Origin of the sequence: Curtobacterium flaccumfaciens (genome assembly GCF_004361695.1) — a bacterium.
Taxonomy (GTDB): domain Bacteria; phylum Actinomycetota; class Actinomycetes; order Actinomycetales; family Microbacteriaceae; genus Curtobacterium; species Curtobacterium flaccumfaciens_B.
In genome coordinates this window covers 155,966-181,726 of sequence record NZ_SNVW01000001.1, presented here as the reverse complement: position 1 = coordinate 181,726, position 25,761 = coordinate 155,966, and the positions used below count along the sequence as shown (strand labels likewise).

Sequence of the window (25,761 nt, the reverse complement as noted above, 5' to 3'; positions counted from 1 at the left end):
CCGCGCCTCCAGGCTGCCGGTTTCAGGGGTGGTGACGTCCGTCATGATCACGGACCAGCCAGCTGGTTCGCGTTGTCGATGTCGGAGTCGAGCTTCTTGAGCTTCGCGTCGAGGTCGCCGCCGTTCTGCTGGTAGGCCTGCCAGAACTTCGTGAAGGTGCCGATGTAGGCGGCGCCGTCCGCGGTGCCCGGCGAGGTCATCGTGTCCTTGTTCCCCGCGACGTCGACGAAGGTCTTGTAGTTCGCGTCGACTTCGAGGTCGGGCGACTCGAGTGCGGACGTGAGCGTCGGGATGTTCTTCAGGCCGTTGCCCATCGTGACCTGCGCGTCCGTGTTCGTGGACAGGTACTTCAGCAGCGCCCAGGCGAGCTCCGGGTTCTTCGAGCCCTTCGCGATGCCCGCCACGTTGCCCGCGATGTACGTCGAGCCGTAGTTGCCGAGGCCGTCCATCACCGGCGTCGGCGCGGTGCCGTAGTCGAGGTCCGGCTTCTGGTCCTTGATGAACGCGGTGCGGTACTCACCGTCGATCTGCATCGCGACCTGCCCGGTCTGGAACGCGTTGTCGGCGGCGAACTCCTGGCCGAGGCCCGACGTGAACGCCTTGAGCTTGTCGTACCCGATCTCGTCGACGAACCCCTTCTGCCACGTGATGAGCTTCTTCCAGGCGTCGGACGTGCCGATCACGCTGTTGCCCTTGCTGTCCAGCCAGGAACCGTCGACCATCGGCGCCCAGTGCTCGGGGGAGTTCTCGTAGAAGTCGATGAGCGGGTTGAAGCCCAGCTGCTTGATCGACCCGTCGGCGTTGTACGTCGTCAGCTTGAGCGCGTCGGCCTTGAGCTCGTCGAGCGTCTTCGGCGGTGTCGAGATGCCCGCCGACGCGAACGCGGCCTTGTTGTACATCAGGGCGCTGACGTCGGCGAGGGCCGGCAGCGTGCACCGCGTGCCCTTGTACTGCGTGTACGACTGCACGGCCTTCGGGATGTCGGACAGGTCGACCTTGTCGCGCTTGATGTACGGCGACAGGTCGCGGAAGGCACCCGAGGAGCAGAAGCTGCCGACGATGGCGGTCGAGTACGACAGGCCCACGTCGATGTTCTGCCCGGACGAGATCGCCTTCTGCAGCTTCTCGTCGTCCTGGCCGGCGTGGATGTCGACCGTCACGCCGGGGTTCGCCTTCTCGAAGCCGGCGACGGCGCTCTTCACGACACCGGCCTCGCGTCCGGTGAAGAAGTGCCACAGGGACACCGTGCCCTTGAGGTCCTTCGGGGCCTTGTCGGCGACGTCGGCCGCGCTGCTGCCGGAGCTGCAGCCGGCGACGACGAGGGCGCCGGCGGCGGCGATGGCGGTGGCTGCGACGATGCGCCGGAGCTTCGGACTGGGGAGTGACATGCGGAACTCGCTCTCTGATCTCGCTCCGGCGCGGGCCGACGTGCGGGCGCGCCGAAGAGCCCTCGGACAGGGCTGGGGTGGAGGTGCCTCGAGTGGTGCGGGTGGGACTCCGTGGTGCGGAGTCGTTCAGGGGCGCTCGACGGGGTCCGGCGCGGGCGCATCGTCACTGATGCGTTCGAGCCGGTCCGCGAGCGCGGTGCGGACGACGTCGATGAGGACGTGCCGCGCACCGTGCAGGACGGGGGTGTCGGGGACACCGGGTGCCACCACGGCGGTGGACCAGCGGGTGCGGGTCCGGAGCCAGGAGGTCACGGCGGCGGCCAGGGCGGGTCCGCCCGCGATGCCGGTCGGGCCGTGCAGGACGACCGTCTCGGGATCGGCGACGGCGAGGGCGGGGAGCACGTTGTGCCCGACGCGCTCGCCGAGGGCGGTGGTGAAGGGGTGCTGCTCGGGGAGCCCGGGCAGCTGCGGGAGCACCTGGCGCCAGTCGGCTGCGGTGCCGTCCGGTGCCGTGATCCCGTGCTCGGCGGCCAGGGCGACGATCGCGGACTCGGAGATGAGGTCCGCGACGATCGTGGCCGTCGGGTCGATGGAGCGTGCGTCGGCGGGCACGCTGAGGTAGCCGATCTCACCCGCGGCGCCGGATGCGCCGGTGTGCAGGTGGCCGTGCAGGTCGAGGGCCATGCCGAGGCCCTCCGCCATCCAGAACAGCGCGAAGCTCTCCGGGGCGCGGCCCGCGCCCATGTTCCGTTCGGCGATCGCGGCGAGGTTCGCGTCGTTCTCGATCACGACGCGGACGCCGAGCGCCTGCGAGAGGGTGGCGGACACCTGGTCGCGCGGCCAGCCGGGCAGGCCGTCGGTGAAGATCAGGGTGTCGGTGGCGTGGTCGACGCTCGCCTGCACGCCGACGGCGACCGCGGTGACCAGCTCGGGGTCGACGTCGGCGGCTGCGGCGGCGCGGGAGATCGCGGCGGCGACGATGTCGGCGCCGGGGGCGCGCAGCTCGTCGGCGGACATGGTGTGCGTCGCCACCGGGAACGTGCGGCCCGCGGCGTCCACGACGGTCGAGCGGACGTCGACGAGCTGGACGTCCACCGCGACGCCGAGGTCACGGTCGGTGATCGCCTCGTACACGACGGCGCTCGGGCCGCGGCGGCCGGCCTGGGTCGCGGTGCCGGCTTCGCGGATGAGGTCGGCCGACTCGAGCCGGCGGATGATCTCCGCGGCGGTGGGCTTGCTCAGCCCGGTGCGCTGCGCGATCTCGTTGCGGGTGAGCGGGCCGTCGTCGAGCAGGAGCTCGAGGGCGGCCCGGTCGTTGAGGACACGGAGCAGCCCGGGCTGTCCGGGGGTGCGTCCTCGTGTGGTCATGTCGAGGACTGTAACGGACAACCTTCTTTACTGAAAGGTTTGTTTACCGATTCGAAACACGCGTTCCGCTCCGCGAAACGTGGGCGCCCGCCCCACGCACCCTACGGGCGCAGCAGGACCTTGATCGCCCGGCGCTCGTCCATCGCGCGGTACGCCTCCGCAGCCTCGTCCAGGGGCAGCTCGAGGTCGAACACCCGCCCGGGGTCGATCGCCCCCGACAGCACGTCCGGCAGCAGCTCCGGGATGTACGTCCGCGCCGGCGCCATGCCGCCCGCGATCGTGATGTTCGTGTCGAAGAGGTAGCGGGTCCCGATCGTCGGCACCCCGTGCGGGACCCCGACGAAGCCGAGGTTGCCGCCTGGACGCACCGAGTGCAGCGCCTGGTCCATGCTCTCCTCGGTGCCCACGGCCTCGACCGCGCAGTCGGCCAGGTCGCCGCCGAGGAGCTCGCGGATCGCCGCGACCCCGGCCTCGCCCCGCTCCGCGACGATGTCGGTCGCGCCGAACTCGCGAGCGAGCGCCTGCCGGTCGGCGTGCCGGCTCATCGCGATGATCCGCTCGGCGCCGAGCCGCTTCGACGCGAGCACGGCCGACAGCCCGACCGCGCCGTCGCCGACCACGACGACGGTCTTGCCCGGCCCGACCGCGGCGGAGACCGCAGCGTGGTGCCCGGTGGAGAACACGTCGGACAGGGTGAGGAGCGACGGCACGAGCGCCGGGTCGACCGGGCCCGGCACCGCCACGAGGGTCGCCGCGGCGTCCGGGATCCGGACGTACTCGGCCTGCGCGCCACCGACCGGGTCGCCGTACGCGTCGTTCCCGCCGAAGCCGGACAGGTGGTCGCACCCCGTGGTCATGCCGTGGCGGCAGGCCTGGCAGGTGCCGTCGTTCATCGTGAACGGGGAGATGACGAAGTCGCCCTCGTGGAGCGTCGTGACGTCGTCCCCGACGGCGACGACCTCGCCGACGAGCTCGTGCCCGATCGGGCGTGGCCGCGTCGTCTCGGTGACACCGCGGTAGGGCCAGAGGTCCGACCCGCAGACGCACGCGGCGACGACCCGGACGACGACGTCCTTCGGGGTGATGAGGGCGGGCTGGTCACGGTCCTCGACGCGGATGTCGTTCGGGGCGTGGATGATCGCTGCGCGCAAGGGGGTGCCTTCCGTCGAGATGGTGGGGGATCGGCCGGTCGACGTCGTCCGGGGCCGCCTCGACAGTACCCTCGTGCGGGTGGACGACGACCGGTACGGCAGTGACGTGCTCTCGGGTGACTGGCGCTCGAAGGGCGTGAAGAAGGTGCGCCAGGTGCCGCTCGAACGCGACATGGTGCTCGAGGACCCGGCGACCGGCTGGGCCGGCGCGGTGGTCCGGCTCGAGGCCGGCAACGTGGAGCTCGAGGACTGGAAGGGCCGCACCCGCTCCTTCCCGTTCAGCGGGCAGTTCCTGCTCGAGGGCGAGCTCGTCACCCTCGGCCGTCCGCAGGCTCCGGTCGGCCGGTCTGCCGCAGCCGCTGCCGGCTCGCCGGGTTCGCTGGGTTCCGTTCACTCGGACTGGAGGCCCGGGGCCGCGCCCGCCGTGCGGCAGGCGTCCGACGGCGGTCGCCTCCGCACCGCGTCCGGATCGTTCGCGGTCGAGTCGCAGCGTGCGCGGGTCGCGCTCCCGAGTCGGATCATGGTCGAGGGCAAGCACGACGCCGAACTCGTCGAGAAGGTCTGGGGAACCGACCTGCGCGTCGAGGGCGTCGTCGTCGAGGAGCTCTCCGGCGTCGACAACCTCGCCGACGTGCTCGACGACTTCCGGCCCTCGCGCGACCGCCGCGTCGGCGTGCTCGTCGACCACCTCGTCCCCGGCTCGAAGGAGTCCCGCTTCGCCGACGCCGTGATGCGCGGGAAGTGGGGTGCGCACGTCCTCGTCGTCGGGCACCCGTTCGTCGACGTCTGGCAGTCGGTGAAGCCCGCTCGGGTCGGGCTGCAGGCGTGGCCCACGATCCCGCGCTCGATCGAGTGGAAGCAGGGCATCTGCCAGGCCCTCGGCTGGCCGCACGCCGAGCAGGCCGACATCGCTCGGGCGTGGCAGCGGATCCTCGGCCGGGTCCGCACCTTCGCCGACCTCGAGCCGGAGCTGCTCGGCCGCGTCGAGGAGCTCATCGACTTCGTGACGGAACCCACGGCCTGAGAACCCGGCCGATCCGTCAACAGGCGCGTGGATCCGGGGGTGATCCGCGCCTCCCGGCCTACTGTTGAGGCATGGACGGCATCGAGGGGCGCGTACGCGGCGCGGTCGATGTCTGGCTGCGCTGGTTGCCCCGGTGGCAGATCGGCACCGCACGACCGCGCACGCGCATCTGCCGGAAGTGCACCGGATCGCCCATCGCGAGCGCCGCGGGGTTCGGTCCGGACGTACCGCACGCCGTCCAGCACGCGCTCATCGGGCGCATCTCGACCATCGTCGAGGACGCCGTCGACGACTACACGGTGAAGAACCTGCCGCTGCTGCAGCGCGAACTCGAACGCGCGGACGCGCGGAAGCGGCACGCGGGGTACCAGCCGACCGAGGGGCTCTCGCCCGAGTTCCAGGGTCTCGACGTCGACCCGGAGCCGTCGCCGGGTTCGCCGTTCCTCTTCACGCTCGGGGAGCTGGCGGGGACGGGCGCGGGGGAGCAGACGCCACGGGAGCCCTTGTCGGACGAGGCCAAGGCGGCGCTCCGGCACGAGATCGAGCTCTCCGACGAGTGCGCCCGGTCCACCGGGACGGCGGTGTGTCTCGCGCTCGTCGAGCACCGGCCGCGGATCGCCGAGGCCGTCGAGCGTCTGGTCGAGCCGCAGATCGCTGCGCTCGTGTCGGACATGTTCCGCGGGTTCGACGGCCCGGAGGAGGGGCCGCGCGCCGGGCTGTTCTAGCCGCGGCGCGCGCAGGCGCGCGCGGGCGCGCGGGCGCGCGGGCGCGCGCGCGCGCTTCGCTCGGTGCGAGGTTGACCGCTCCGTGCACGCTTGTTGCGCTGCACCGAGTGGTCAACCTCGCACCGTGCGCGGTCCGTCGCTCAGCGGGGGAGCAGCGTCCGACCGGGGACGACCTTGCCCCGGAGCGAGCGGTGCTCGACGGGACGCGTCGGGTCGTCGATCCGGCCGATGACGAGGTCGATCGCCTCGCGGCCGATGCGTTCGATCGGCTGCTCGAGCGTCGTGAAGCCGATCCAGTCGCTCGCGAGGGGGTACACGCCGTCGAACCCGGTGACCGAGAGATCGTGCGGGACCCGGACACCGCGGCGTGCGAGCGCCTCGCACACGTCGAGCATGAGCCGGTCTGTCGGGCACATCACCGCGGTCACGTCCGACTCGTGCATCGTGTCGACCAGGTCGGCGGCGAGGTCGTCCGGTGGCCGCACGAAGCTGGCGTCGATGTCGATGACCCGCGTGCCGCGCGCTCGGAGCCGTTCCACCATCGCTGCCGAGCGGGCGTGCTGCGTGATCGCGTTGTCGACCGGGACGGTGAGCACCACGACCGCGCGGTGACCGGCATCGGCGACGGCGTCCGCGATGGTCGCGCCACCGTCCGCCTCGTCGCAGTACACGCTGGACAGCGCCGGGTGGAGTTCGGGCCGACCTGCGACAACGGTGGCGATGCGCGGGGCGAACTCGGCGATGTCGGCCGACGGCATCAAGCCGCTGCAGACCACGAGGCCATCCACCCGCATCGACACGAGTGCGGCGAGCGCGGACTTCTCGTCCTCGACACGGCCGACACCCGTGGTGGTGACGACGCGGTAGCCGAGCTCGGACGCGCGTCGCTCCATCACGGCGTGCAGCGCGGTGTAGACCATCGACGACGCGTCACGGACGAGCATGCCGATGGTGTGCGTCCGACCGCTGACGAGCCCGCGTGCCATGGCGTTGGCGACGTACCCGAGCTCGGCTGCGGCGCGCTCGACCCGCTCACGGGTCTCGTCGGAGAACCGTCCGGTGCCGGAGAGGACACGGCTCACCGCCGACTTCGAGACGCCTGCTCGTGCGGCGACGTCGAGGATGGTCGGCTGGGACCCGCGGCCACCGTTCACGCGTCGGACGCTGCGGCGTCTCGTCCGGACCGCGACGCGGTGAAGCGCAGCACCCCGCGGGCGATCGCGCGCCACCCGAGCAGGAACACCCCGAGCACGATCGTGGCGACGATGACGAAGGAGATCGGCAGCGGATTGCCGTCGACGTCGCCCTGACCCGTGGCGACGCGGATCGCCATGCCGACGAACACCGTGAGGATCCAGACGACGATGCCGGTCGGCCAGAAGCGCAGCGGGCGCGCCCACGCTCCGCTCGTCACGTACCCGATCGCCCAGCCCGCCAGGAACGGGTAGGCGGTGGTCCAGATCCCCAGTGCGGTGTTGCCCTCGCCGTGGGAGGAGCGGCCGATGAGCGCGAAGACGACGATGAGGACGACGTCGATGACGGCTGCGAGCCAACCCCAGGTGCGTGTGTTCACCCGGACAGTCTCGCAGCCCGAACGGCTCCGGCTTCTCCACAGGCGGGCGTCGCCCTCGTCTTGTCCACAGATCCGCCGCCACTCCGACGGCTCCCGCCCCCGACCACCACCATCGTCGGCGTGAACCGTCAGATCGCCCTCGCCCCGCTCCCCGCCGTCACCGTCCTCCGGACCTCGAGGCACCGTCCAGCCGAGTCCGAGGTGATCAGGAGGCGGGCGGACGCGCGGGAGCTCGTCCGCATCGGGCGAGGGAAGTTCGTCGACGCGGCCGCTTGGGCAGCCCTGCGGCCGGCGGAACAGCACCTGGTCCGTATCGGTGCGTCCGCCGATCGCATCGGACCCGACCAGGTCGTCTCACACGTCTCGGCGGCAGTCGTGCTCGGCGTGCCGACGGTGTCGCCGCCGCCCGATCGAGTGCACGTGACCACGGTCGGGAGTGATCGGCGAACCACGAATGCTTCCTTCGTCGTCCACGCCGACCTCGACCCGGTACTGGACCCGAGCAGGATCAGCACGCCGGAAGGCCTGCAGCTGAGCGGACCTGTTCGGATCGCTGCCGACGTGGCCCTCACGCTGCCGTTCATCGACGCCGTCGTGGCGCTCGATGACCTGCTCCGCCGGGGTGTTCCCCGAGCAGCCGTGCGCGACACGATCGCGCGGCGTGGCCCCAAGGGTCGCCGTCGGGCGCTCCGTGCGGTGGACTTCGCCGACTCCGCGTCGGACTCGCCGGGTGAGTCGATCGCGCGCACCCGGTTCGATCAGTTCGGCACGGAGGAGCCCGTGCTGCAGCACCGTTTCAGGTCGTCCGGGCAACCGGACATCGTGGTGGACTTCTGGTTCCCCTCGGCCGGCGTGGTGGTCGAGTTCGACGGCGAGGTGAAGTACCGCGACCCGACGATGCGGAACGGGCGTTCGGCGGAGGACGTGGTCGTCGCTGAGAAGTACCGGGAGGACCGGCTGCGGTCCATGCCCGGCGTCCGGCACGTGGTGCGGTTGCGATGGGCCGATCTCTGGGACGAGGCGACGCTACGCGCGAAGCTGCGGCGGGCCGGCGTCCGGATGCGACGCTGAGCGCTGAGCGCCGAGCGCCGAGCGCCCCGTGCGAGGTTGGCCACTCGGTGCGAGCTTGTTGCGGCGCACGGGGTGATCAACCTCGCACCAGAGCAGGCGCAGCGGCGACCGGGCGCGGCGGCGAGCGGGCGCGGCGGCGAGCGGGCGCGGCGGCGACCGGGCCGCCGCACCCGGAGTTCACCGCGCGGCGAGGCCCGCGGCACCTGGCGTTCACCCGGCAGCGACACACTCGACCACCGTGCGGGAACGTTCCCGCACTGCCCCCGCACCACCCCGCACTATCCCCCGCACGACCACCCCCACACCACCCCGAACCAGGGAGACCATCGACGTGAAGACCCGAGTCCTCGCCGGCCTCGCGATCGCCGCAGCCGCGACCGTCGCACTGTCCGGCTGCGTGCAGAGCGCCAACGCCTCGAACGCCGCAGACACGAGCGGCGGCACCACGAACCTCACCGTGTTCATCAGCGGCGACACCAACGTCCAGGACCTCTGGGAGAAGTCGCTCATCCCCGCCTTCGAGAAGGCGAACCCGAAGATCACGGTCGCGACGAGCATCGACCTGCACGGCGAGCACGACGCGCAGACCCAGGCGAACCTCGCCACCGCGGTGAAGGCGGGCAAGAGCGTCGCGTACGACCTCGTCGACGCCGGCTTCGTCACGACCGCGGGCAAGGCCGGTCTCATGGCGAAGGTCAGCGACAGCAGCATCCCGAACCTCAAGGCCGTCCCCGCGGCGACGAAGGAGCAGGGCGGCTCGAGCGCGATCCCGTACCGCGCCTCGAGCGTCCTGCTGGCGTACGACGCGAAGAAGGTCACCGACCCGCCGAAGACCCTCGACGACCTGCTCGCCTGGATCACGGCCAACCCGGGGCAGTTCGCCTACAACTCGCCGTCGTCCGGCGGCTCCGGAGGGTCGTTCGTCGCGACGGTCCTGGCGAAGTACCTGACGCCCGCCGAGCAGAAGACGATGCAGACGAAGTACGACAAGTCGCTCGAGTCGAAGTGGGACAAGGGGTTCCAGGCGCTCAAGGACCTCGGCCCGTCGACGTACCAGAAGGGCGTCTACCCGAACGGCAACGACCAGGTCGTCCAGCTGCTCGGCAGCGGGCAGATCGCGATGGCGCCGGTGTGGAGCGACCAGTTCATCACCTCGCAGAAGACGGGCCTGATCCCGAAGAGCGTCAAGGCGATCCAGATCACCGACCCGTCCTTCACGGGCAGCGCCAGCTTCCTCGGCATCCCGAAGACGGAGCCCGCCGCGAAGAAGGCGGCAGCGGAGAAGCTCGCCGACTTCGTCCTCAGCTCGACGGGCCAGCAGCTCGTCGCGAGCGCCGTGTCCGGCTACCCGGTCGTGCCGCTCGACACGCTGCCGAAGTCGGTCGCGGAGCAGTTCGCCGACGCGAACCCGTCGACGCTGCGCCTCGGGTTCCAGAGCGACTTCTCGGCCGACATGAACGCGGCGTGGGACGCGAAGGTCCCGCAGTGACCCAGACCGTCCCGAACGGCCCGGCGCTCGACCGGGAGGCCCGTGGCGACTCCGCCACGGGCCTCCCGCCCGTCCCGCAGCACGTCCACGGCGCGGCGGACCTCGCGAGCCGGCCCACCGTCCAGGAGCGGCTGGACCGCCGTCGGCGGTGGCAGGGCCTGGCCCTCGTCGCGGCCCCCGTCCTCGTCGTCGTCCTGTTCGTCGGCGTCCCCGTCGTCAACGCCGCGCTCTTCAGCCTCGGCTTCACCGGCGGCCTGAACCAGGCACTCGCGGACATCGGCGGCGACACCGTTCGCGGGTTCTCGTTCGCGGTCTACGGCACGCTGCTCGGCAACGCGACGTTCCTCCGTGACCTCGTCGCGACCCTCGGCGTCACGGCGCTGTCCACCGGCCTGACCGTGGCGCTCGCCGTCGCGGTCGCGGTGATCCTCCGGCTGCGCGGTGGGTTCCTCGGCAAGAGCCTCAGCGTGCTCGCCGTGGTCCCGCTGTTCGTGCCGGTGGTCATCGCGAGCTGGTCGATCCTGACCTTCACCGACGCGCAGGGCTTCCTCCGCAGCCTCGGCGCACAGTTCGGCCTCGACGTCCCGGTGTGGGGCTACACCCTCGTCGCCGTGGTGTTCGGCAGCGTCTGGACGAGCCTGCCGTTCGCCGTGCTGATGATCGCCGGCGCGCTGCAGGGCACCCCGGACGCGCTCGTCGAGGCCGCGAAGGACGCCGGCGCGAGCACCTGGCGCGTCGTCTGGGAGGTGCTGCTGCCGATGGCGAAGACCCCGCTGGTCATCGCGACGACGTTCACCGTGATCGGGGTGCTCGGCTCGTTCACGGTGCCGTACTTCACCGGCCCGAACGCCCCCACGATGCTCGGCGTCGACATCTCGAAGTACTTCCAGGCCTACAACCGTCCGCAGCAGTCGACGGCGATGGCGTTCATCGTGTTCGCGTTCGCGGCCGCCGCGAGCGTGTTCTACCTCCGCTCGACGGTCCGCTCGAACGCGCGCGAGCTCGAGAAGCAGAAGCAGGAGCAGCCGTGATCACGCGTCTGACCGGCACCGCCCTCGTGTGGGCGACCGCGATCGTGCTGGCCGTGTTCGTCCTCGGCCCGCTGGCCTGGCTCGCCGCCCGCGCCTTCGCCACCACGTGGACCTACCCGAACCTGCTGCCCGACGGGTGGACGCTCCAGTGGTGGGGGACCGTCTTCGAGGACCGCAGCCTGGCCGTCGCCGTCCAGAACTCCCTCGTGCTCGCCCCGCTGACGGTCGTCATCGCCGCGGTGGTCTGCCTGCCGGCGGCGTGGGCGATCAGCCGCATCGAGTTCCCCGGGCGTCGGCTCGTGCTCGTCGGCCTGTTCGCGACGAACGCCTTCCCGAAGATGGGCCTGTTCGTCACGATGTCGGCGATGTTCACGGCGCTGAACCTCATGAACACGGTGACCGGCATCCTCATCGTGCACGTCCTCGGCTGCGTCGTCTTCATGACGTGGCTGCCGGCCGCCGCGTTCTCGGCCGTGCCGCGCTCCCTCGAGGAGGCCGCGCGCGACGCCGGGGCGGGCCGCTGGCGGACGTTCTGGAGCGTCACGTTCCCGATCGCGTGGCCGGGCATCCTCGTGGCGATGGTGATGTCGTTCCTGGCCTCGTTCGACGAGGCGCAGGGCACCTACCTCGTCGGCGCCCCGACCTACATGACGATGCCGACGGCGATGTACTCGCTCGTCCTCAACTCCCCGCGCCAGGTCTCGGCGGTCTTCGCGATCGCGCTGAGCATCCCGTCGGTGGTGCTCCTGCTCCTCGCCAGGAAGCACATCATGGGCGGCCGCCTGGCGGACGGGTTCCAGATCCGATGACCACCACCAGCAGGAAGGGCGACCAGATGACGGACGCACCACTCGTCGCGGAACGCGCACCGCGCCTCCAGGCCGACGGCGACACGACGGGCCGGGCCCGCACCGGCGGACTCGTGGTCCGCGGTCTCCGCAAGACGCTCGGCGGCCGTGACGTCGTCGCCGGCATCGACCTCGACGTCGCGAAGGGCGAGCTCGTCTCGCTGCTGGGGCCGTCCGGCTGCGGCAAGACGACGACGCTCCGCATGGTCGCCGGTTTCCTGCCCGCCGACGGCGGCGCGGTGACGATGGGCGACCGCGACGTCACCACGGCCGGGCCGGAGCGCCGACCGAGCGCGATGGTGTTCCAGAACTACGCGCTCTGGCCGCACATGACGGTCACGCAGAACGTGGCGTTCCCGCTCCGGACCCGACGCGTGCCGAAGGCGCAGGTGACCGAGCGCGTGCGGGCGGCACTCGACCTCGTCGGCCTGACGCACCACGCGACGTCGAAGCCGACGGCGATCTCCGGCGGCGAGCAGCAGCGGGTCGCGCTCGCCCGGGCGATCGTGCAGGAGCCGGACGTGCTGCTCCTCGACGAGCCGCTGTCGAACCTCGACGCGAAGCTCCGGGTGAGCGTCCGCGACGAGATCCGCCGCATCCAGCAGCGTCTCGGCATCACGACCGTCATCGTCACGCACGACCAGGACGAAGCGCTGAGCATCTCGGATCGCATCGCCGTGATGCACGACGGGCGGATCGAGCAGATCGCCGCGCCCGCGGAGCTCTACGCGCGGCCGGCCACCCGGTTCGTCGCCTCGTTCATCGGGTCGACGAGCCGCGTCGACGGCCGCTTCCGGTCGGGGGTCGGTGCGCGGATCACGGACGCCGACGAGGTCCTCGTCCGCCCCGAACACGTCACGCTGACGGACGACGCACCGCTCCGGGCGACCGTGTCGCGCGTCCTCGTGCGCGGGCACTTCAGCGAGGTGGTCCTGCGCGCCGACGGCGCCGAGCTGCGGGCGTTCGTCACCGGAGTGCCACCGGAGGTCGGCACCGAGACCGGCGTGCGGATCGGTGACGTGCTCGTGTACCGCGGCGGCCTCCTGATCGGAGCCGCAGCGTGAGCGCCGAGGCGCCGGCGCCCCCGGCCATCGCCGTCCCGGCCGCCGCGTCCGACGGGTCCGTCGCGTCGGGATCGACCGTCGCGGCGGTCGCGTCCGACGCGTCGGGATCGTCCGTCGCGCCGCGTTCGTCCGTCGCGTCCACCGCGGACACGGCCGGGAGGCACGGCGTGCGCCCGCCACGCCTCGTCGCCCACCGCGGTGCGCCGCGCGTCCGGCGCGAGAACACGCTGCCCGCCGTCGCGGTCGCCGAGGCGCTCGGCGCGGAGACCATCGAGGTCGACGTCCGGCGCACGGCCGACGGCGTCGCCGTCCTGCTCCACGACGAGACCCTCGGGCGGATGTGGGGCGACGCCCGACGGGTGTCCGAGGTGGGCTGGTGCGACGTCGCCCGGCTCGGGAACGGCCTCGACCGGATCCCGCGCCTCGACGCCGTGCTCGAACGGCTCGACGGCTGCCGCTCCACCCTGCTCGTCGACCTCACGGACCCGGCGGACGCCGTCGTGGCCGCACGGACGGTCGCCGGGCACCGCGGCACCACGACGGTCGCCTGGTGCGGCGCGCCCGCGGCGATGGCAGCGGTCCGTGCAGCGCTCCCCGACGCGGACGTGTGGCTCGCGTGGGAGTCGCTCGAGCCGCCGACCGCCGCCGACCTCGTCGCGCTGGGACCGTCGACGCTCAACCTCGACGTCGCGTTCCTCACGCCGCGCACGGTCGAGGCCGCGCACGCCCTCGGCCTCCGCGTCGCCGTCTGGACCGTGGACGACGCCGAACCCGCGCTCTGGGCGGCACGGCTCGGCGTCGACTCGATCACGACGAACGACGTCGCCACGATCCGCGCCGCGCTCGCCGCGGCCGAGCGGGACGGCTGGCCCGGGCGCGACCGCGAGCCCACCGAGACCGAGGTGGCGTCCCGCGCCGAGGCACTGGCGCACCGCATCGCGCACGAGGTCATCGCCTTCACCCGGGAGCACCCGGTCCGCTCGGTGACGACGAAGGCGAACCCGGCCGACCTCGTCACCGACGTCGACCGGCTCGTCGAGCAGCACGTCCGCTCCCGCGTGCGGACGGTGTTCCCGACGCACGGGTTCACCGGCGAGGAGTACGGCGACGCCCCCGGCGACCGGCACCGCTGGTACCTCGACCCCGTCGACGGCACGACGAACCTGGCGAACGGCGTGCCGTGGACGTCGATGTCGCTGTGCCTCACCCGTGGTGGTCGTCCGCTCGTCGGCGTGGTGGCCGACCCGTGGCGCGGCGAGGTCCTCGAGGCCCGGCGCGGTCGCGGAGCCACCCTCCGTGACCGGCAGCTGCGGCTGGACGACTCGCCGCGGGCACTCGCCGGGGCCGTGGTCGGCACCGAGCTCGATGGACACCGCCCGTGGCCGGGGTTCGGCGCGTTCCTCGACGCGCTCGCCGACCGGTCGTGCACGCTCCGGGTGCAGGGCTCCGGCACGTTGACGATCGCGCAGGTCGCAGCCGGTCGGGGGATCGGCGGGTGCGTCTCGGCGTTCAACCCGGTCGACCACGGCGCCGCGGTGCTGCTCGTGCACGAAGCCGGTGGTGTCGTGCTCACCCGCGAGGGGCCCGTCGAGGGCTTCCCGCCCGTGGGGGAGCCGTTCCTCGTGGCGCACCCCGGCGCGGCGGACGAGCTGCACGCCGTGTGGACGGCGGCGCTCGCCGCCGGCTGACGCGCGCGGCGCGGCGCGCGGCGCGCGCTCGGCGCGCTGCTCGTGTGGTGCGAGGTTCCGGACACGGTGCGGCGGTCCGCGCACCGCACGGAGTACGGAACCCGGCACGGGACGGCCTGGAGGCGCGGGGCGGGGCCGCCACGCGCCTCCAGGCCGGTGGGTGGGGACGCCGGGACCGTCAGGCCTGCGCGATCCGGACCGTGTTGCCGGCGGGGTCGCGGACGGCCGCGTCGCGGACGCCCCAGAACTGGTCGGTGGGCTCCTGCAGCACCTCGGCGTCGGCGCTCGCCGCGATGCGGTCGAACGTCGCGTCGAGGTCGCCCACCCGGAGCTGCAGCATCGACAGGCTGCCCTTCGCCAGGAGTGCGGCGACGGCGTCCCCGTCCTCCTGGGAGCGGCCGGCGTGCGGCTCGGAGAGCACGAGCTCGAGGTCGGGGTGGTCGTCGCTGGCCAGGGTCACCCACCGGAAGCCGCCGTTCTCGACGGTGTTCCGGACGGTGAAGCCGAGCACGTCCCCGTAGAAGGCGACGGCGGCGTCGATGTCGTCGGCGAGCACGTGCACGCCACTGATCTGGATCGTCATGGCTGCGACCCTAGGACCGCCGGGCCTCGCCGTGCTTCTCCGATCCTGCTCGGTCCGGACGGGTGACGACCATCGCGTGGCAGCTCCACACCCCCGCGAGCGCGTCGTGGTCAGCGGCGCGGTACTGCGTCGGGGTCATCCCCACGAGTTCGGTGAACCGTGACGAGAACGACCCGAGACTCGAGGCACCGACGGCCATGCAGACCTCGGTCACGCTGAGGTCCGTGCTCCGGAAGAGCGCCTGCGCCCGCTCGATCCGTCGGGTCATCAGGTACGCGTAGGGCGTCTCGCCGTAGGCCGCCCGGAAGCGTCGACTGAAGTGCGCGGGTGACATGAACGCGGCGGCGGCCAGGGAGGGGACGTCGAGCGGCTCGGCGTACGCGCGGTCCATCCGGCTGCGCGCCCGTCGCAGCCGCCGGAGTTCGTCGAGGTCCACCGTCACGGTGTCATCCTGCACCCGGCGCTCTCGGCCGACTCTGTGCGCGCGTACAGTCAGCGGTCGTCGCCGCTCCCTAGGGTGGCAGTCCACGGCCCTGACGAACCGGATCGGCCGCACCCGAAGGAGCATCGACCATGGGATTCCTCGACCGCCTGCTCGGACGCCCGGACCGCGACCGGGACGGTGCCGGCCAGAACGGCGTCGGCCAGAACGGTGCCGGACCGATCCAGTGGGGACAGCCCCAGCAGCCGCAGCCGACGCAGCAGCAGGGGTACCGGTACGGGCAGCAGTCCTACCACCAGCCGACCGCCGCCCCCGGTCCTGCGCCCGTGCCCTCGTCGGCGTCGACCGACGACGAACGTGCGGTCGAGCGGTACCGCTACCTGCTCCGCACGGCTCCGCCCGAGCGCATCGAGGAGGTCCACGCCGAGGCGTTCGCGACCCTGACGCCCGAGCAGCGCCGGATGGTCTACGACGAGTTCACCCGCACCGCCCCCGCTGGCGAGGCACCGCGCGGCGACGACCCGCGCTCACTCGCCCAGGCCGCGACCCGGTCCGAGATCCGGCAGCCCGGCTTCATGGAGCGCTCGCTCGGGGGCGTCGGCGGGGGGCGCGGCGGCTTCGGTGGGTTCGGCGGCCCCGGCGGTGGGCAGCGTTCGGGCCCCTCGTTCGGCAGCATGATCGGTGCCTCGATCCTCGGCACGGTGGCCGGCTACGTGATCGGCTCGGCCATCATGAGCGCCTTCCTGCCGGACCCCGGATCGTTCGATGGCGGTACCGACGCTGCGGGTGACGGTGGTTCGGAGGACACTGGTGCCGACTCCGCTGACGGCGGCGCGTCGGATGCCGGCGCGGGCGACGGCGGCGGGTTCGAGAGTGCGGGTTGGGGCGACGGCGGATCTGACTTCGGCGGTGGCTTCGGCGACTTCGGTGGTGACTTCGACGTCTAGCGCGTCATCGCTCCCACCGACCTACTGATATTCTCCGTGGTCGACAAGGGAGTGCCATGGCCATCATCGAAGCCTCCGGGCTGACCAAGACCTACCGATCGAAGTCCGGACCCGTCCACGCCCTCGCCGGGCTCGACCTCTCCGTGCCGCAGGGCACCGTGAAGGCGCTGCTCGGACCGAACGGCGCGGGCAAGACCACGACCGTGAAGGTGCTCACCACCCTCATCACCCCCGACGCCGGCACCGCGACGATCGACGGGATCGACGTGATCGCCGATCCGCAGGCCACCCGCCGCTCGATCGGCGTGTCCGGGCAGTACGCCGCCGTCGACGAGAACCTCACCGGGTTCGAGAACCTCGAGATGATCGGGCGGCTGTACCACCTGGGCCGTCGGACGGCTCGGCAGCGGGCGCGCGAGCTCATCGACGTGTTCGACCTGTCCGAGGCGGGGGACCGTCCCGTGAAGGGGTTCTCCGGCGGCATGCGCCGACGGATCGACCTGGCGGGCGCGCTCGTGATGAACCCGCGCGTGCTGTTCCTCGACGAGCCGACCACCGGGCTCGACCCGCGCAGCCGACTGGCGCTCTGGGGCATCATCGAGGGGCTCGTGGCCGACGGCACGACGGTGCTGCTCACCACGCAGTACCTCGAAGAGGCGGACCAGCTCGCCGACGACATCGCCGTGATCGACGACGGGACCGTGATCGCCGAGGGCACCTCGGACCACCTCAAGGCCCAGGTCGGCGGACACCGGGTCGTCGTGACCCTCGTCGACGAGGTCGACCGCGACGCCGCGACCACCGTGCTCCGCCGCTACGGCGTCGGCGAGGTCGAGGTCTCCGGCGACGGCCGCACCCACGCGGTCGCGGTCGCGGCCGGACCCTCGGCGCTGCAGCGGGTCCTCGCCGACCTCGGCGAAGCCGGCATCGAGCTGCACGACGCGGGCATGCGCCGCCCGACGCTCGACGACGTGTTCCTCCGGCTCACCGGGCACGCCGCGACCGACGACGACGGGGACGACGCGACGAAGAAGGACAGCAAGAAGGACGCCAAGAAGGACGCCAAGAAGGACAAGCAGAAGGAGCCGGCACGATGACCGCCACCACCACGGCGCTCGGCCGGCAGCTGCCCGTCGTCGTCACCTCGCCCGCCGCGATCTGGTTCGAGGACGGCTGGACCGTCACGAAGCGGAACCTCATCAAGATCAAGCGGTCCCCGGACATGCTCGTCTTCGCCGTGCTGCAGCCGATCATGTTCGTGCTGCTCTTCAGCCAGGTCTACGGCGGCGCGATCGCCGTGCAGGGCACCGACTACACGCAGTTCCTGATGGCGGGCATCTTCGCGCAGACCGTCGTCTTCGGGGCGACGTTCTCCGGGTCGGCGATGGCGCAGGACCTGAAAGAGGGGCTGATCGACCGGTTCCGCACGCTGCCGATGTCGGCGTCCGCGGTGCTCGTCGGTCGGACCAACTCCGACCTCGTGCTCAACGGGATCTCCATGGCGATCATGATGCTCACCGGCCTGGCGGTCGGGTGGCGCGTGAACTCGTCGCCGCTGGAGTTCCTGGCCGGCGTCGGGCTGCTCCTGCTCTTCAGCTACGCCTTCAGCTGGGTGATGGCGCTGCTCGGCATGAGCGTGAAGACGCCCGAGGTCATCAACAACGCCTCGTTCATGATCCTGTTCCCGCTGACCTTCGTCTCGAACGCGTTCGTCCCGAGCGACACCCTGCCGCTCGTGCTGCGGGTGTTCGCGGAGTGGAACCCGGTGTCGTCCCTCGTCCAGGCCGCGCGCGAACTCTTCGGCAACGTCGGGTCGGCGCCGGTGCCGGACATCTGGACGATGCAGCACCCGATCGTCACGGTGCTCATCGGCATCACCGTGATGCTGGTGGTCTTCGTGCCGTGGTCAGTGAACAAGTACACCCGGATCAGCGCGAAGTAGCGGCGGTCCAGCGGGAGCGTCAGAGCAGCTTCCGCTGGAGCGCCCACGCCGTCAGCTCGTGCCGGTTCGACAGCTGCAGCTTCCGCAGGACCTTCGACACGTGCGTCTCGACGGTCTTCACCGAGATGAAGAGGTCGGTCGCGACCTCCTTGTACGCGTACCCGCGGGCGATGAGCCGCATCACCTCCTGCTCACGCGCGGACAGCCGGTCAAGCTCCGCGTCGCCCTGGGCGGTCTCGCCGCTCACCGCGCCGAAGGCGTCGAGCACGAACCCCGCCAGGCGCGGCGAGAACACCGCGTCACCCTCGGCGACGCGCTCGACCGCCTCGGCGACCTCCGTGCCGGAGGAGCTCTTCGTGATGTAGCCCCGCGCGCCCGCTCGGATCACCCGGACCACGTCGTCGGCGGCATCGGACACGCTGAGGGCCAGGAAGCGCGTGTCCGGCAGGCCCGGAGCGGCGCGGGTGATCACCTCGGCACCGCCGCCCCCGGCCCCGCCGGGCAGGTGCACGTCGAGCAGGACGACACGGGGGCGGGTCGCGGTGACGAGGTCGACCGCCTCGTCGACGGTGGCCGCCTCACCGACGACCTGGAGGCGCGGTGGCAGCCCGGCACGCACGCCCGCCCGGAAGATGGAGTGGTCGTCGACGATCGCGACGGTGAGGGGACCGGCCGGCGGCTGCGAGGACGGTGCGGCACTGTCGGTGGGGGCGGTGCCGTCGGCGGGTCCGGTGTCGCTCACGGGGTCTCCTCGGTCGCATCGGGTCGGGTGTCGTCGGTCGGGGTCGCGCCGGGTCGGGTGTCGTCGGTCGGGAGCTCGCCGGGTCGGACGTCGTCGGTCCGGGCGAGCGGCAGCGTCAGCCGGACCTCGGTGCCGGCGCGTCCGGGGCCCGGTCCGATCGTCGCGGTCCCGCCGAGCCGGTGCATCCGGCCGATGATCGACTCCCGCACGCCGTAGCGCCCCTCGGGGACGGCGTCCGGGTCGAAGCCCGGGCCGCGGTCGCCGATGCTCACCTCGACCCGGTCGTTCGCGGTCTCGGCGTAGACGCTGACCGTGCCGCCGGCGTGCCGCGCGGCGTTGAGCATGGCCTCCCGCGCGGCGCCGACGACACCGTCCGGCAGGTCGGTGCGGGCCGGACCGATCGCGATCACCTCGATGCGAGCCGGGTACTCGGCCTCGATCTCGACTGCCGCCGCTCGCAGCTCCGCGCCGAGGTCGCCCGAGGGTTCGTCCTGCTCGGTGAACAACCACGACCGCAGTTCCCGTTCCTGGGCGCGGGCCAGCCTGGCGGCATCGGACCCCGGTTCGGCCCGCTGCTGGATGAGCGCGAGGGTCTGCAGCACCGAGTCGTGCAGGTGGGCGGCGATCTCGGCGCGCTCGACCTCGCGCACACGAGCCGCACGTTCGTCGGCGAGGTCGCGGACCAGGCGCACCACCCACGGGGCGACGACGACCGCCACGCCGAGCAGGACGGCCACGGCAGCGGTGAGGACCGTCCACGCGTTCGGGCGGCTGCTCGTCGTGAAGAACAGCAGGATGCCGAGCACCACGAGCACGAGGGCGCCGAGCGCGCGGACGACCAGCCCCGAGGAGCCGGGCTCGCGGACGTTCCGCAGCGCGTCGAACTGCCGCCAGGCGAGTGCGGCCCCGGTGACGACGACCACGCCGGGCACGACGACCTCGAGCGGGACGTCGGCCCCGAGCCGCGCGGCGATCACCGCGCCGGCCGCCGTCAGCAGCGCGACGCCGAGCAGGATCTCCACGACCGGCGCACGTCGCCCGCGACCCTCGGACTCGGCGTCGGGGGCCGGTTCGGTCAGTATCGACTTGAGCGGGACCGGCGTCGCGGGGCCGAGGCTCGGCGTCGTCGCCCAGAGCCACGCGTAGAGCAGGACCCCCGCACCCCCGCACACGGCGAGCACCGCGGTGACGAGTCGCACCGCGCCGACGGGCAGCCCGGTGTGGGTCGCGAAGCCGCTGCAGACGCCGCCGACGACCCGGAGGGCAGGGCGGGACATCGTGGCGGTCGGCATGCGGTCATCCTGACACCTCTCCGCCCACCCCGGGCAGTGCCGGGGACGGGGATCAGGGGGCGATCAGGGGGAACCCCGATGGTGCCGGGCGAGCGGTGCCGGGATGCTGGTGGCCATGACACAACAGGACACCGGCGGCCCCGCGTCGGCGACACGGTTCTTCGACTGGATCCGGGGCATCCACGTCACGCGGTCCGACGACCGCTGGCTCGCCGGGGTCTGCGGCGCCGTCGCCGAGCGCACCGGTCTCGACCCCCTCGTCGTGCGGGGCGTCGCCATCGTGGTGGCGCTCCTCGGCGGCCCGGTGTTCCTGGCGTACGCCGCCGGCTGGGCACTGCTGCCCGACTCGTCCGGGCGCATCCACGTCGAGCGGATGATCCGCGGCGTGCTCGACCCGGCGCTCATCGCGATCGGCGTGCTCATCGTGCTCACCTTCGTGCCGGCCGTCCAGGGCATCTGGTGGCAGGGCGTCCCGGTCGCCTGGGGCATGCCGGGTTGGCTGTCCGCGACCCTCGGCACGGCGTGGACCATCGCGCTCGTCGGCGGAGTCGTGTGGCTGACGGTCGTGCTCGCGCGGCGCGGAAGCCAGCGGACCCCGGCGACGGACCCCTCCGGCGACGGCGCACCCGCGGCGGACAGCGGCACGACCGGTCCGCGGCACGACTTCTGGACCAGCCCCGAGGACCCGCCCGTCGACCGGCCGACCTGGCCGACCGGCGCGACCACGGGGGCCCCGGACCCGGCCACGGCGGGTGCCGCAGGGGCGGCGTCGGAGGCGGGGCGCGCCTCCTGGCAGTGGGGCCCGACCCCGGGGACGACCGCAGCCGACCGCCATCGTGCCTACCTCGAGCGGACGCGCGCCGAGCGTGCGCGCGCAGCCGAGCGTCGTGCCCGCCGGGCCGAGCGACTACCCGGTGCCGCGTCCGTCGCCGTGAGCCTCGGGCTCGCCCTGGTGGCCGGAGCCGGCGTGGCCGTCTGGGCGCAGCAGGCCGAGCTGCCCGTCGCGGTCCTCGGCATCGCCGCCGCCGTCGTGGTGCTCGCCGTCGCGACCATCGTCGCCGGGATCCGGGGACGCGAGAGCGGTGGACTCGGCCTGTTCTCCACCATCGGCGTCGTGGCGCTCGTCGTGACGGGGGTGCTCCCGAGCGGGACGCAGCTCACCGTCATCGGCGGCACCACCTGGCGGGTCGACGAGATCGGTCAGGGTGCTGAGCGGAACTACGCGATGGTCGTCGGCGGGCCGACGCTCGACCTCCGGGCGCTCGACGAGTCGGACGGCGGAGGACGGGTGAACCTGTGGCTCGGCGCGGGCGGCGCGACCGTGCTGCTGCCGACCGACGCACCCGTTCGGGTGCAGGTGAGCGGCATCGGCTACGGCGTCGAGACGGAGCCGGACCGATCCGGGGAGGACTCGCTGGGCGGCGTGCTCGGCACCACCACCGTCGAGAACCGGGCGGCGCGCACCGCTGCGGCCGACGACACCACCACCGTGCACGTCTGGGTCCTCGGCGGGGGCGTCGACGTCCCGCGCTCCGTGCCCGTGGACCAGTGAGGAACGAGACCATGACGAACGACGACGAGACCACCCCGATCGACCCGGTGCGGCCGGACGACCGGACGCATCCGACGGACCGGACGACGCCGCTGGACCGGACCGCTGCGTCGGACCCGACCACCCCGATGGACCCGGTGCGTCCGGACGACCGGACGGGTCCGACGGACCGGACGACGCCGCTGGACCGGTCGACGCCGCTGGACCGAACCGCCGGGTCGGACCCGACCACCCCGATGGACCGGCTGCTCGACCCGATGTGGCCGGAGCGGGAGCAGGGGCCGACACCTGCGACCGCCGGTCCGGGCACGCCGACCGGGCAGGGCGCGCCGGCCGGGCAGGGCGCACCGGCCTGGTCGGGCACGTCGACCGGGGAGGGCGCGCCAACATGGCAGGGCACGCCGACCGGGCCGGGCGCGCCGGCCTGGTCGGACGTCGGTGTCACGGGGCCGACGGCGCCGACCACGACGGCGCCGGCCACGACGGCGACCGCACCCCGGCCCCGCCGGTCGGCCCGCTTCGGCACCATCTTCTGGGGCGTCGTGCTCCTGGTGTTCGCGCTCGCCATGGCCGTGACCGCGCTGCCGTGGTTCTCCGTGGACCCGGTGACGCTCGTGCTGGCCGCCTGCATCGCGGCCGGTGTCCTGCTCGTCGTCGCCGGTGTCGCAGCCGTGGTCGCTCGGCCCCGCCGGTAGCGGGGTCGCGCGGCCCCACTGGTAGCGGGGTCGCTCCGCCCCGCCGGTTGTGCACAGGGGACGGATCGCACGGCTCCGTCCACAGGGCCGTCCGGGTGCGCGACAGCGTCACCCGGACGGCTTACGATCGACTCCGTGACCGCGACAGACGCCGAGCGGGCCGCGGAACGCGACGCGACCGAGCCATCCCTCGACCGCAGCACCCGGCTGCGCCGCTGGATGCTCCACGGGGCCGACCAGGGGGCGTCGCACCAAGGGCCGCACCAGGTCGAGGTCGAGAAGACCCACTCGTGGTGGCGGGTCATGTGCCTGACCGGCGTCGACTACTTCTCGACGCTCGGCTACCAGCCGGCCATCGCGGCGCTCGCGGCCGGGCTGCTCTCGCCGATCGCGACGATCGTCCTCGTGCTCGTGACCCTGTTCGGGGCACTGCCGGTCTACCGCCGGGTGGCGCAGGACAGCTTCCGGGGCGCGGGCTCGATCATGATGCTCGAGAAGCTGCTGCCGTGGTGGGCGGGCAAGCTGTTCGTGCTCGTCCTGCTCGGGTTCGCGGTGACGGACTTCATGATCACGATGACGCTCTCGGCGGCGGACGCAACGGCGCACATCGCCGAGAACCCGTACACCCCGCACTGGTTCACCGAGATCCCGGTCCCGCTGACGCTCGCGCTGCTGCTCCTGCTCGGCGTGGTGTTCCTCCGCGGCTTCAAGGAGGCGATCGGCATCGCGGTGGTGCTCGTCGGCGTCTTCCTGGCGCTCAACGCGATCGTCATCGTGGTGGCGCTCTGGCACGTCTTCGAGCACCCGACGGTCGCGAGCGACTGGTGGAGCGGGCTCACGGCGCAGCACAGCAACCCGCTCGTGATGGTCGGCATCGCCCTGATCGTGTTCCCGAAGCTCGCGCTCGGCCTGTCCGGCTTCGAGACCGGCGTCGCCGTGATGCCCCAGGTCCGCGGGGACGCCTCGGACGACACGAGCGCCCGTCCCGAGGGGCGGATCCGCGGGACGAAGCGGCTGCTCACGGTGGCGGCCGTCATCATGAGCTCGTTCCTCATCACGTCGTCGATCGTCACGACGTTCCTCATCCCGCAGCGCGAGTTCGAGCAGGGCGGCGGCGCGAACGGCCGGGCGCTGGCGTACCTGGCGCACGAGTACCTCGGCGGCGTGTTCGGCTCCGTCTACGACTTCTCCACCGTGGCCATCCTGTGGTTCGCGGGGGCGAGCGCGATGGCCGGCCTCCTCAACCTCGTGCCGCGCTTCCTGCCGCGCTACGGCATGGCACCGCAGTGGGCACGGGCGACGCGACCGCTCGTCATCATCTTCACCCTCATCGCCTTCGTCATCACGATCATCTTCGACGCGAACGTCGATGCGCAGGGCGGCGCGTACGCCACCGGCGTGCTCGTCCTCATCACGAGCGCCGCGGTCGCGGTGACGCTGTCGGCCCGCCGCAAGCAGCAGAAGAAGCGGACGATCGCCTTCGGGGTCATCTCGGTCGTGTTCGTCTACACCACGGTCGCGAACGTCATCGAACGGCCGGACGGCGTCCGCATCGCCGCGGTGTTCATCATCGCCATCGTCGTGGTCTCGCTCGTCTCCCGCGTCCGGCGCTCGTTCGAGCTCCGCGCGTCGTCGATCGAGCTCGACGCCACCGCCCGCCAGTTCGTCGAGGCCGACGCCGACCAGTTCAGCTCGGTCTGCATCATCGCGAACGAACCCGGCGCGGGCACCGCCGCGGCGTACCGGTCGAAGGGGCGCGAGGAACGGCGCGACTCGGGCATCCCGGCACGGGTGCCGACGATGTTCCTCGAGGTCCTGCCGGCCGACTCGTCCGACTTCGAAGAGGACCTCGTCGTCGAGGGGCACGTCATCCACGGCTTCCGCGTCCTCAAGGTGCGTTCCGGCAACGTGCCGAACACGATCGCGTCCACGCTGCTGGCGATCCGCGACATCGCCGGCGTCGTGCCGAGCATCTACTTCGAGTGGAACGAGGGCAGCCCGATCCGGAACGCGATCCGCTTCGTGTTCACCGGTGCGGGTGACGTGGCCCCCGTCACCCGTGAGGTCCTCCGCGAAGCGGAACCCGACGTGAACCGCCGACCGAGCGTCCACGTGTCGTGACGGGTCCTGCGGGCGTCGGTCGTGCCTCCCGGTCCGCCGCGTCCGCACCGGACGCGCGACGGTCTGTGGGTGGTGCCGCGGCCGTGGTCGTCGCCGCCGCCGTCTGGGGGACCACCGGGACGGCGACGCACTTCGCGCCCGGCGTGCCCGCGTTCGTCTTCGGGGCGGTGACGTTCGGGCTCGGCGGCCTCGTGCTCGCCGCTGCCGCCGGCCGCGGCACCCTGCGCGCGATCGCACGGCGCGGCACCCGCGGCTGGGTGCTGCTCGGCGCGGCCTCGCTCGTCGTCTACGCGGTCGCCTTCTACGCGGCCCTCGCCGACGCGGGCGTCGCGTTGGGCACGACCGTCGCGATCGGGTCGTCCCCGGTGTTCGCCGGGCTGGTCGAGTGGGCGTCCGACAGGAGGCGCGTCACGCCCAGGTGGGTCGTCGCCACCCTGGTGAGCGTGGTCGGCATGGTCGTCGTGACGCTCGCGCGGTCGGAGGGGTCCCACGCGGACGGCTCCCTCGTGCTCGGGCTCGGCAGCGCGCTCCTCGCCGGACTCACCTACGCGCTCTACTCGTGGTCGGTGGCGCGGGGGATGCAGGCGACGCCGCCGGTCCGTGGCGCCCGGACCCGGTCGGACGGGCGCGGGCTCGTCGGGGCGGTGTTCGGGCTGGCCGCGGTGCCGCTCGTCGTCCTCGCGGTGGTCGGCGGGCACGACCACCTCGGCGTGCCCGCGCACTGGCCGGTGTTCCTGTACCTCGCGCTCGTGCCGACGGTGCTCGGGCACTCGCTGTACGCGTTCGGACTGCGGAGCGTCAGCGCCTCGGTCGCGACGCTGCTGTCGCTGCTCGAACCGGTCGTGGCCGCGGTGCTCGCCGTCCTCGTCGTGGGGGAGCACCTGGGCGTGCTCGGCTGGGCGGGCATCGGGCTCGTGGTGGTCGGGCTGGCGCTCCTCGCGCTGCCGGCCCGTCGCGCTCGCTGACGCCGGCCGTCCGCGTTCCCCGCGCGCCCGCGGGATCCGGCGCGTCCGTGTTCCCGCGCG

General features: G+C 72.6%; 24 protein-coding genes. 15 read left to right on the top strand and 9 right to left on the bottom strand.

The genetic code is table 11. The features are described 5' to 3' along the window. Positions 1 to 47: 47 nt before the first annotated feature. The 3 genes from EDF64_RS00830 to EDF64_RS00820 all read right to left on the bottom strand — a co-directional run bounded on the left by EDF64_RS00830 (position 48) and on the right by EDF64_RS00820 (position 3,907). Positions 48 to 1,388 carry an extracellular solute-binding protein gene (locus EDF64_RS00830; RefSeq protein ID WP_133518217.1) on the bottom strand — a complete coding sequence of 447 codons (1,341 nt, stop codon included), beginning with the start codon at positions 1,386 to 1,388 and terminating at the stop codon, positions 48 to 50. Between the two features lie 126 nt (positions 1,389 to 1,514). Next, entirely contained in the window at positions 1,515 to 2,756 is a 1,242-nt protein-coding gene (locus EDF64_RS00825) for an ROK family transcriptional regulator (protein WP_133518216.1), read from the bottom strand. A gap of 101 nt (positions 2,757 to 2,857) precedes the next feature. Next, entirely contained in the window at positions 2,858 to 3,907 is a 1,050-nt protein-coding gene (locus EDF64_RS00820; protein WP_133518215.1) for a zinc-binding dehydrogenase, read from the bottom strand. Between the two features lie 79 nt (positions 3,908 to 3,986). Here EDF64_RS00820 and EDF64_RS00815 point away from each other — a divergent pair, with 79 nt between their 5' ends. Together EDF64_RS00815 and EDF64_RS00810 are read left to right on the top strand one after the other, a co-directional pair. Continuing rightward, entirely contained in the window at positions 3,987 to 4,931 is a 945-nt protein-coding gene (locus EDF64_RS00815) for a DUF3097 domain-containing protein (protein ID WP_133518214.1), read from the top strand. Positions 4,932 to 5,002: 71 nt separating this feature from the next. Beyond that, positions 5,003 to 5,656: a spermidine/putrescine ABC transporter substrate-binding protein gene (locus tag EDF64_RS00810; protein ID WP_133518213.1), complete on the top strand. Its 654-nt coding sequence runs from the start codon at positions 5,003 to 5,005 to the stop codon at positions 5,654 to 5,656. Positions 5,657 to 5,796: 140 nt separating this feature from the next. Here the strand turns inward: EDF64_RS00810 and EDF64_RS00805 are convergent, their stop codons facing one another. Both EDF64_RS00805 and EDF64_RS00800 read right to left on the bottom strand, forming a co-directional pair. Continuing rightward, the gene (locus EDF64_RS00805) at positions 5,797 to 6,810 is read right to left on the bottom strand and encodes a LacI family DNA-binding transcriptional regulator (RefSeq protein WP_133518212.1); all 1,014 of its coding nucleotides are present in this window, start codon (positions 6,808 to 6,810) and stop codon (positions 5,797 to 5,799) included. Further along, on the bottom strand, positions 6,807 to 7,229 hold the full coding sequence (locus EDF64_RS00800; RefSeq protein ID WP_133518211.1) for a DUF3054 domain-containing protein: 423 nt from the start codon (positions 7,227 to 7,229) through the stop codon (positions 6,807 to 6,809). The genes EDF64_RS00805 and EDF64_RS00800 overlap by 4 nt, the downstream gene beginning before the upstream one ends. 120 nt (positions 7,230 to 7,349) lie before the next feature. On the opposite strand from EDF64_RS00800, the gene EDF64_RS00795 reads away from it, so the two are divergent. The 6 genes from EDF64_RS00795 to EDF64_RS00770 all read left to right on the top strand — a co-directional run bounded on the left by EDF64_RS00795 (position 7,350) and on the right by EDF64_RS00770 (position 14,420). Further along, positions 7,350 to 8,300, top strand: a complete 951-nt coding sequence (locus EDF64_RS00795; RefSeq protein ID WP_133518210.1) for a hypothetical protein — start codon at positions 7,350 to 7,352, stop codon at positions 8,298 to 8,300. Between the two features lie 331 nt (positions 8,301 to 8,631). Next, entirely contained in the window at positions 8,632 to 9,789 is a 1,158-nt protein-coding gene (locus tag EDF64_RS00790; RefSeq protein ID WP_133518209.1) for an extracellular solute-binding protein, read from the top strand. Then, positions 9,786 to 10,820: an ABC transporter permease gene (locus EDF64_RS00785; protein WP_133518208.1), complete on the top strand. Its 1,035-nt coding sequence runs from the start codon at positions 9,786 to 9,788 to the stop codon at positions 10,818 to 10,820. The genes EDF64_RS00790 and EDF64_RS00785 overlap by 4 nt, the downstream gene beginning before the upstream one ends. Continuing rightward, entirely contained in the window at positions 10,817 to 11,629 is an 813-nt protein-coding gene (locus EDF64_RS00780) for an ABC transporter permease (protein ID WP_133518207.1), read from the top strand. The genes EDF64_RS00785 and EDF64_RS00780 overlap by 4 nt, the downstream gene beginning before the upstream one ends. A gap of 26 nt (positions 11,630 to 11,655) precedes the next feature. After that, a complete protein-coding gene (locus EDF64_RS00775; RefSeq protein WP_243736188.1) occupies positions 11,656 to 12,732 on the top strand; it encodes an ABC transporter ATP-binding protein in 1,077 nt (358 codons plus the stop codon). Then, on the top strand, positions 12,729 to 14,420 hold the full coding sequence (locus EDF64_RS00770; RefSeq protein ID WP_133518205.1) for an inositol monophosphatase family protein: 1,692 nt from the start codon (positions 12,729 to 12,731) through the stop codon (positions 14,418 to 14,420). The genes EDF64_RS00775 and EDF64_RS00770 overlap by 4 nt, the downstream gene beginning before the upstream one ends. A gap of 178 nt (positions 14,421 to 14,598) precedes the next feature. Here EDF64_RS00770 and EDF64_RS00765 read toward each other — a convergent pair whose 3' ends face one another. Beyond that, on the bottom strand, positions 14,599 to 15,003 hold the full coding sequence (locus EDF64_RS00765) for a VOC family protein (protein WP_133518204.1): 405 nt from the start codon (positions 15,001 to 15,003) through the stop codon (positions 14,599 to 14,601). A gap of 10 nt (positions 15,004 to 15,013) precedes the next feature. Further along, on the bottom strand, positions 15,014 to 15,394 hold the full coding sequence (locus tag EDF64_RS00760; RefSeq protein ID WP_208108812.1) for a helix-turn-helix transcriptional regulator: 381 nt from the start codon (positions 15,392 to 15,394) through the stop codon (positions 15,014 to 15,016). Positions 15,395 to 15,576: 182 nt separating this feature from the next. On the opposite strand from EDF64_RS00760, the gene EDF64_RS00755 reads away from it, so the two are divergent. Genes EDF64_RS00755 through EDF64_RS00745 form a run of 3 tightly spaced genes read left to right on the top strand, consistent with a single transcriptional unit; the run spans position 15,577 to position 18,334 of the window. Continuing rightward, positions 15,577 to 16,392, top strand: coding sequence for a hypothetical protein (locus EDF64_RS00755; RefSeq protein WP_133518202.1), 816 nt, complete (start codon positions 15,577 to 15,579; stop codon positions 16,390 to 16,392). Between the two features lie 56 nt (positions 16,393 to 16,448). After that, positions 16,449 to 17,489 (top strand): ATP-binding cassette domain-containing protein, encoded by a 1,041-nt coding sequence (locus EDF64_RS00750; protein ID WP_133518201.1) that lies wholly within the window; start codon positions 16,449 to 16,451, stop codon positions 17,487 to 17,489. Next, on the top strand, positions 17,486 to 18,334 hold the full coding sequence (locus EDF64_RS00745; protein WP_071290900.1) for an ABC transporter permease: 849 nt from the start codon (positions 17,486 to 17,488) through the stop codon (positions 18,332 to 18,334). The genes EDF64_RS00750 and EDF64_RS00745 overlap by 4 nt, the downstream gene beginning before the upstream one ends. A gap of 19 nt (positions 18,335 to 18,353) precedes the next feature. Here EDF64_RS00745 and EDF64_RS00740 read toward each other — a convergent pair whose 3' ends face one another. Next, positions 18,354 to 18,986 (bottom strand): LuxR C-terminal-related transcriptional regulator, encoded by a 633-nt coding sequence (locus EDF64_RS00740; RefSeq protein ID WP_133518541.1) that lies wholly within the window; start codon positions 18,984 to 18,986, stop codon positions 18,354 to 18,356. Positions 18,987 to 19,072: 86 nt separating this feature from the next. Further along, positions 19,073 to 20,368, bottom strand: coding sequence for an ATP-binding protein (locus tag EDF64_RS00735; RefSeq protein WP_133518200.1), 1,296 nt, complete (start codon positions 20,366 to 20,368; stop codon positions 19,073 to 19,075). A gap of 115 nt (positions 20,369 to 20,483) precedes the next feature. Between EDF64_RS00735 and EDF64_RS00730 the strand changes: the two genes are divergently transcribed. The 4 genes from EDF64_RS00730 to EDF64_RS00715 all read left to right on the top strand — a co-directional run bounded on the left by EDF64_RS00730 (position 20,484) and on the right by EDF64_RS00715 (position 25,701). Further along, positions 20,484 to 21,920 (top strand): PspC domain-containing protein, encoded by a 1,437-nt coding sequence (locus EDF64_RS00730; RefSeq protein ID WP_166645547.1) that lies wholly within the window; start codon positions 20,484 to 20,486, stop codon positions 21,918 to 21,920. Between the two features lie 11 nt (positions 21,921 to 21,931). Beyond that, a complete protein-coding gene (locus EDF64_RS00725) occupies positions 21,932 to 22,615 on the top strand; it encodes a hypothetical protein (protein ID WP_133518198.1) in 684 nt (227 codons plus the stop codon). Between the two features lie 219 nt (positions 22,616 to 22,834). Beyond that, on the top strand, positions 22,835 to 24,736 hold the full coding sequence (locus EDF64_RS00720; protein ID WP_243736219.1) for an amino acid transporter: 1,902 nt from the start codon (positions 22,835 to 22,837) through the stop codon (positions 24,734 to 24,736). Continuing rightward, positions 24,733 to 25,701: a DMT family transporter gene (locus EDF64_RS00715; RefSeq protein WP_133518196.1), complete on the top strand. Its 969-nt coding sequence runs from the start codon at positions 24,733 to 24,735 to the stop codon at positions 25,699 to 25,701. The genes EDF64_RS00720 and EDF64_RS00715 overlap by 4 nt, the downstream gene beginning before the upstream one ends. The last annotated feature ends 60 nt before the right edge of the window (positions 25,702 to 25,761 follow it).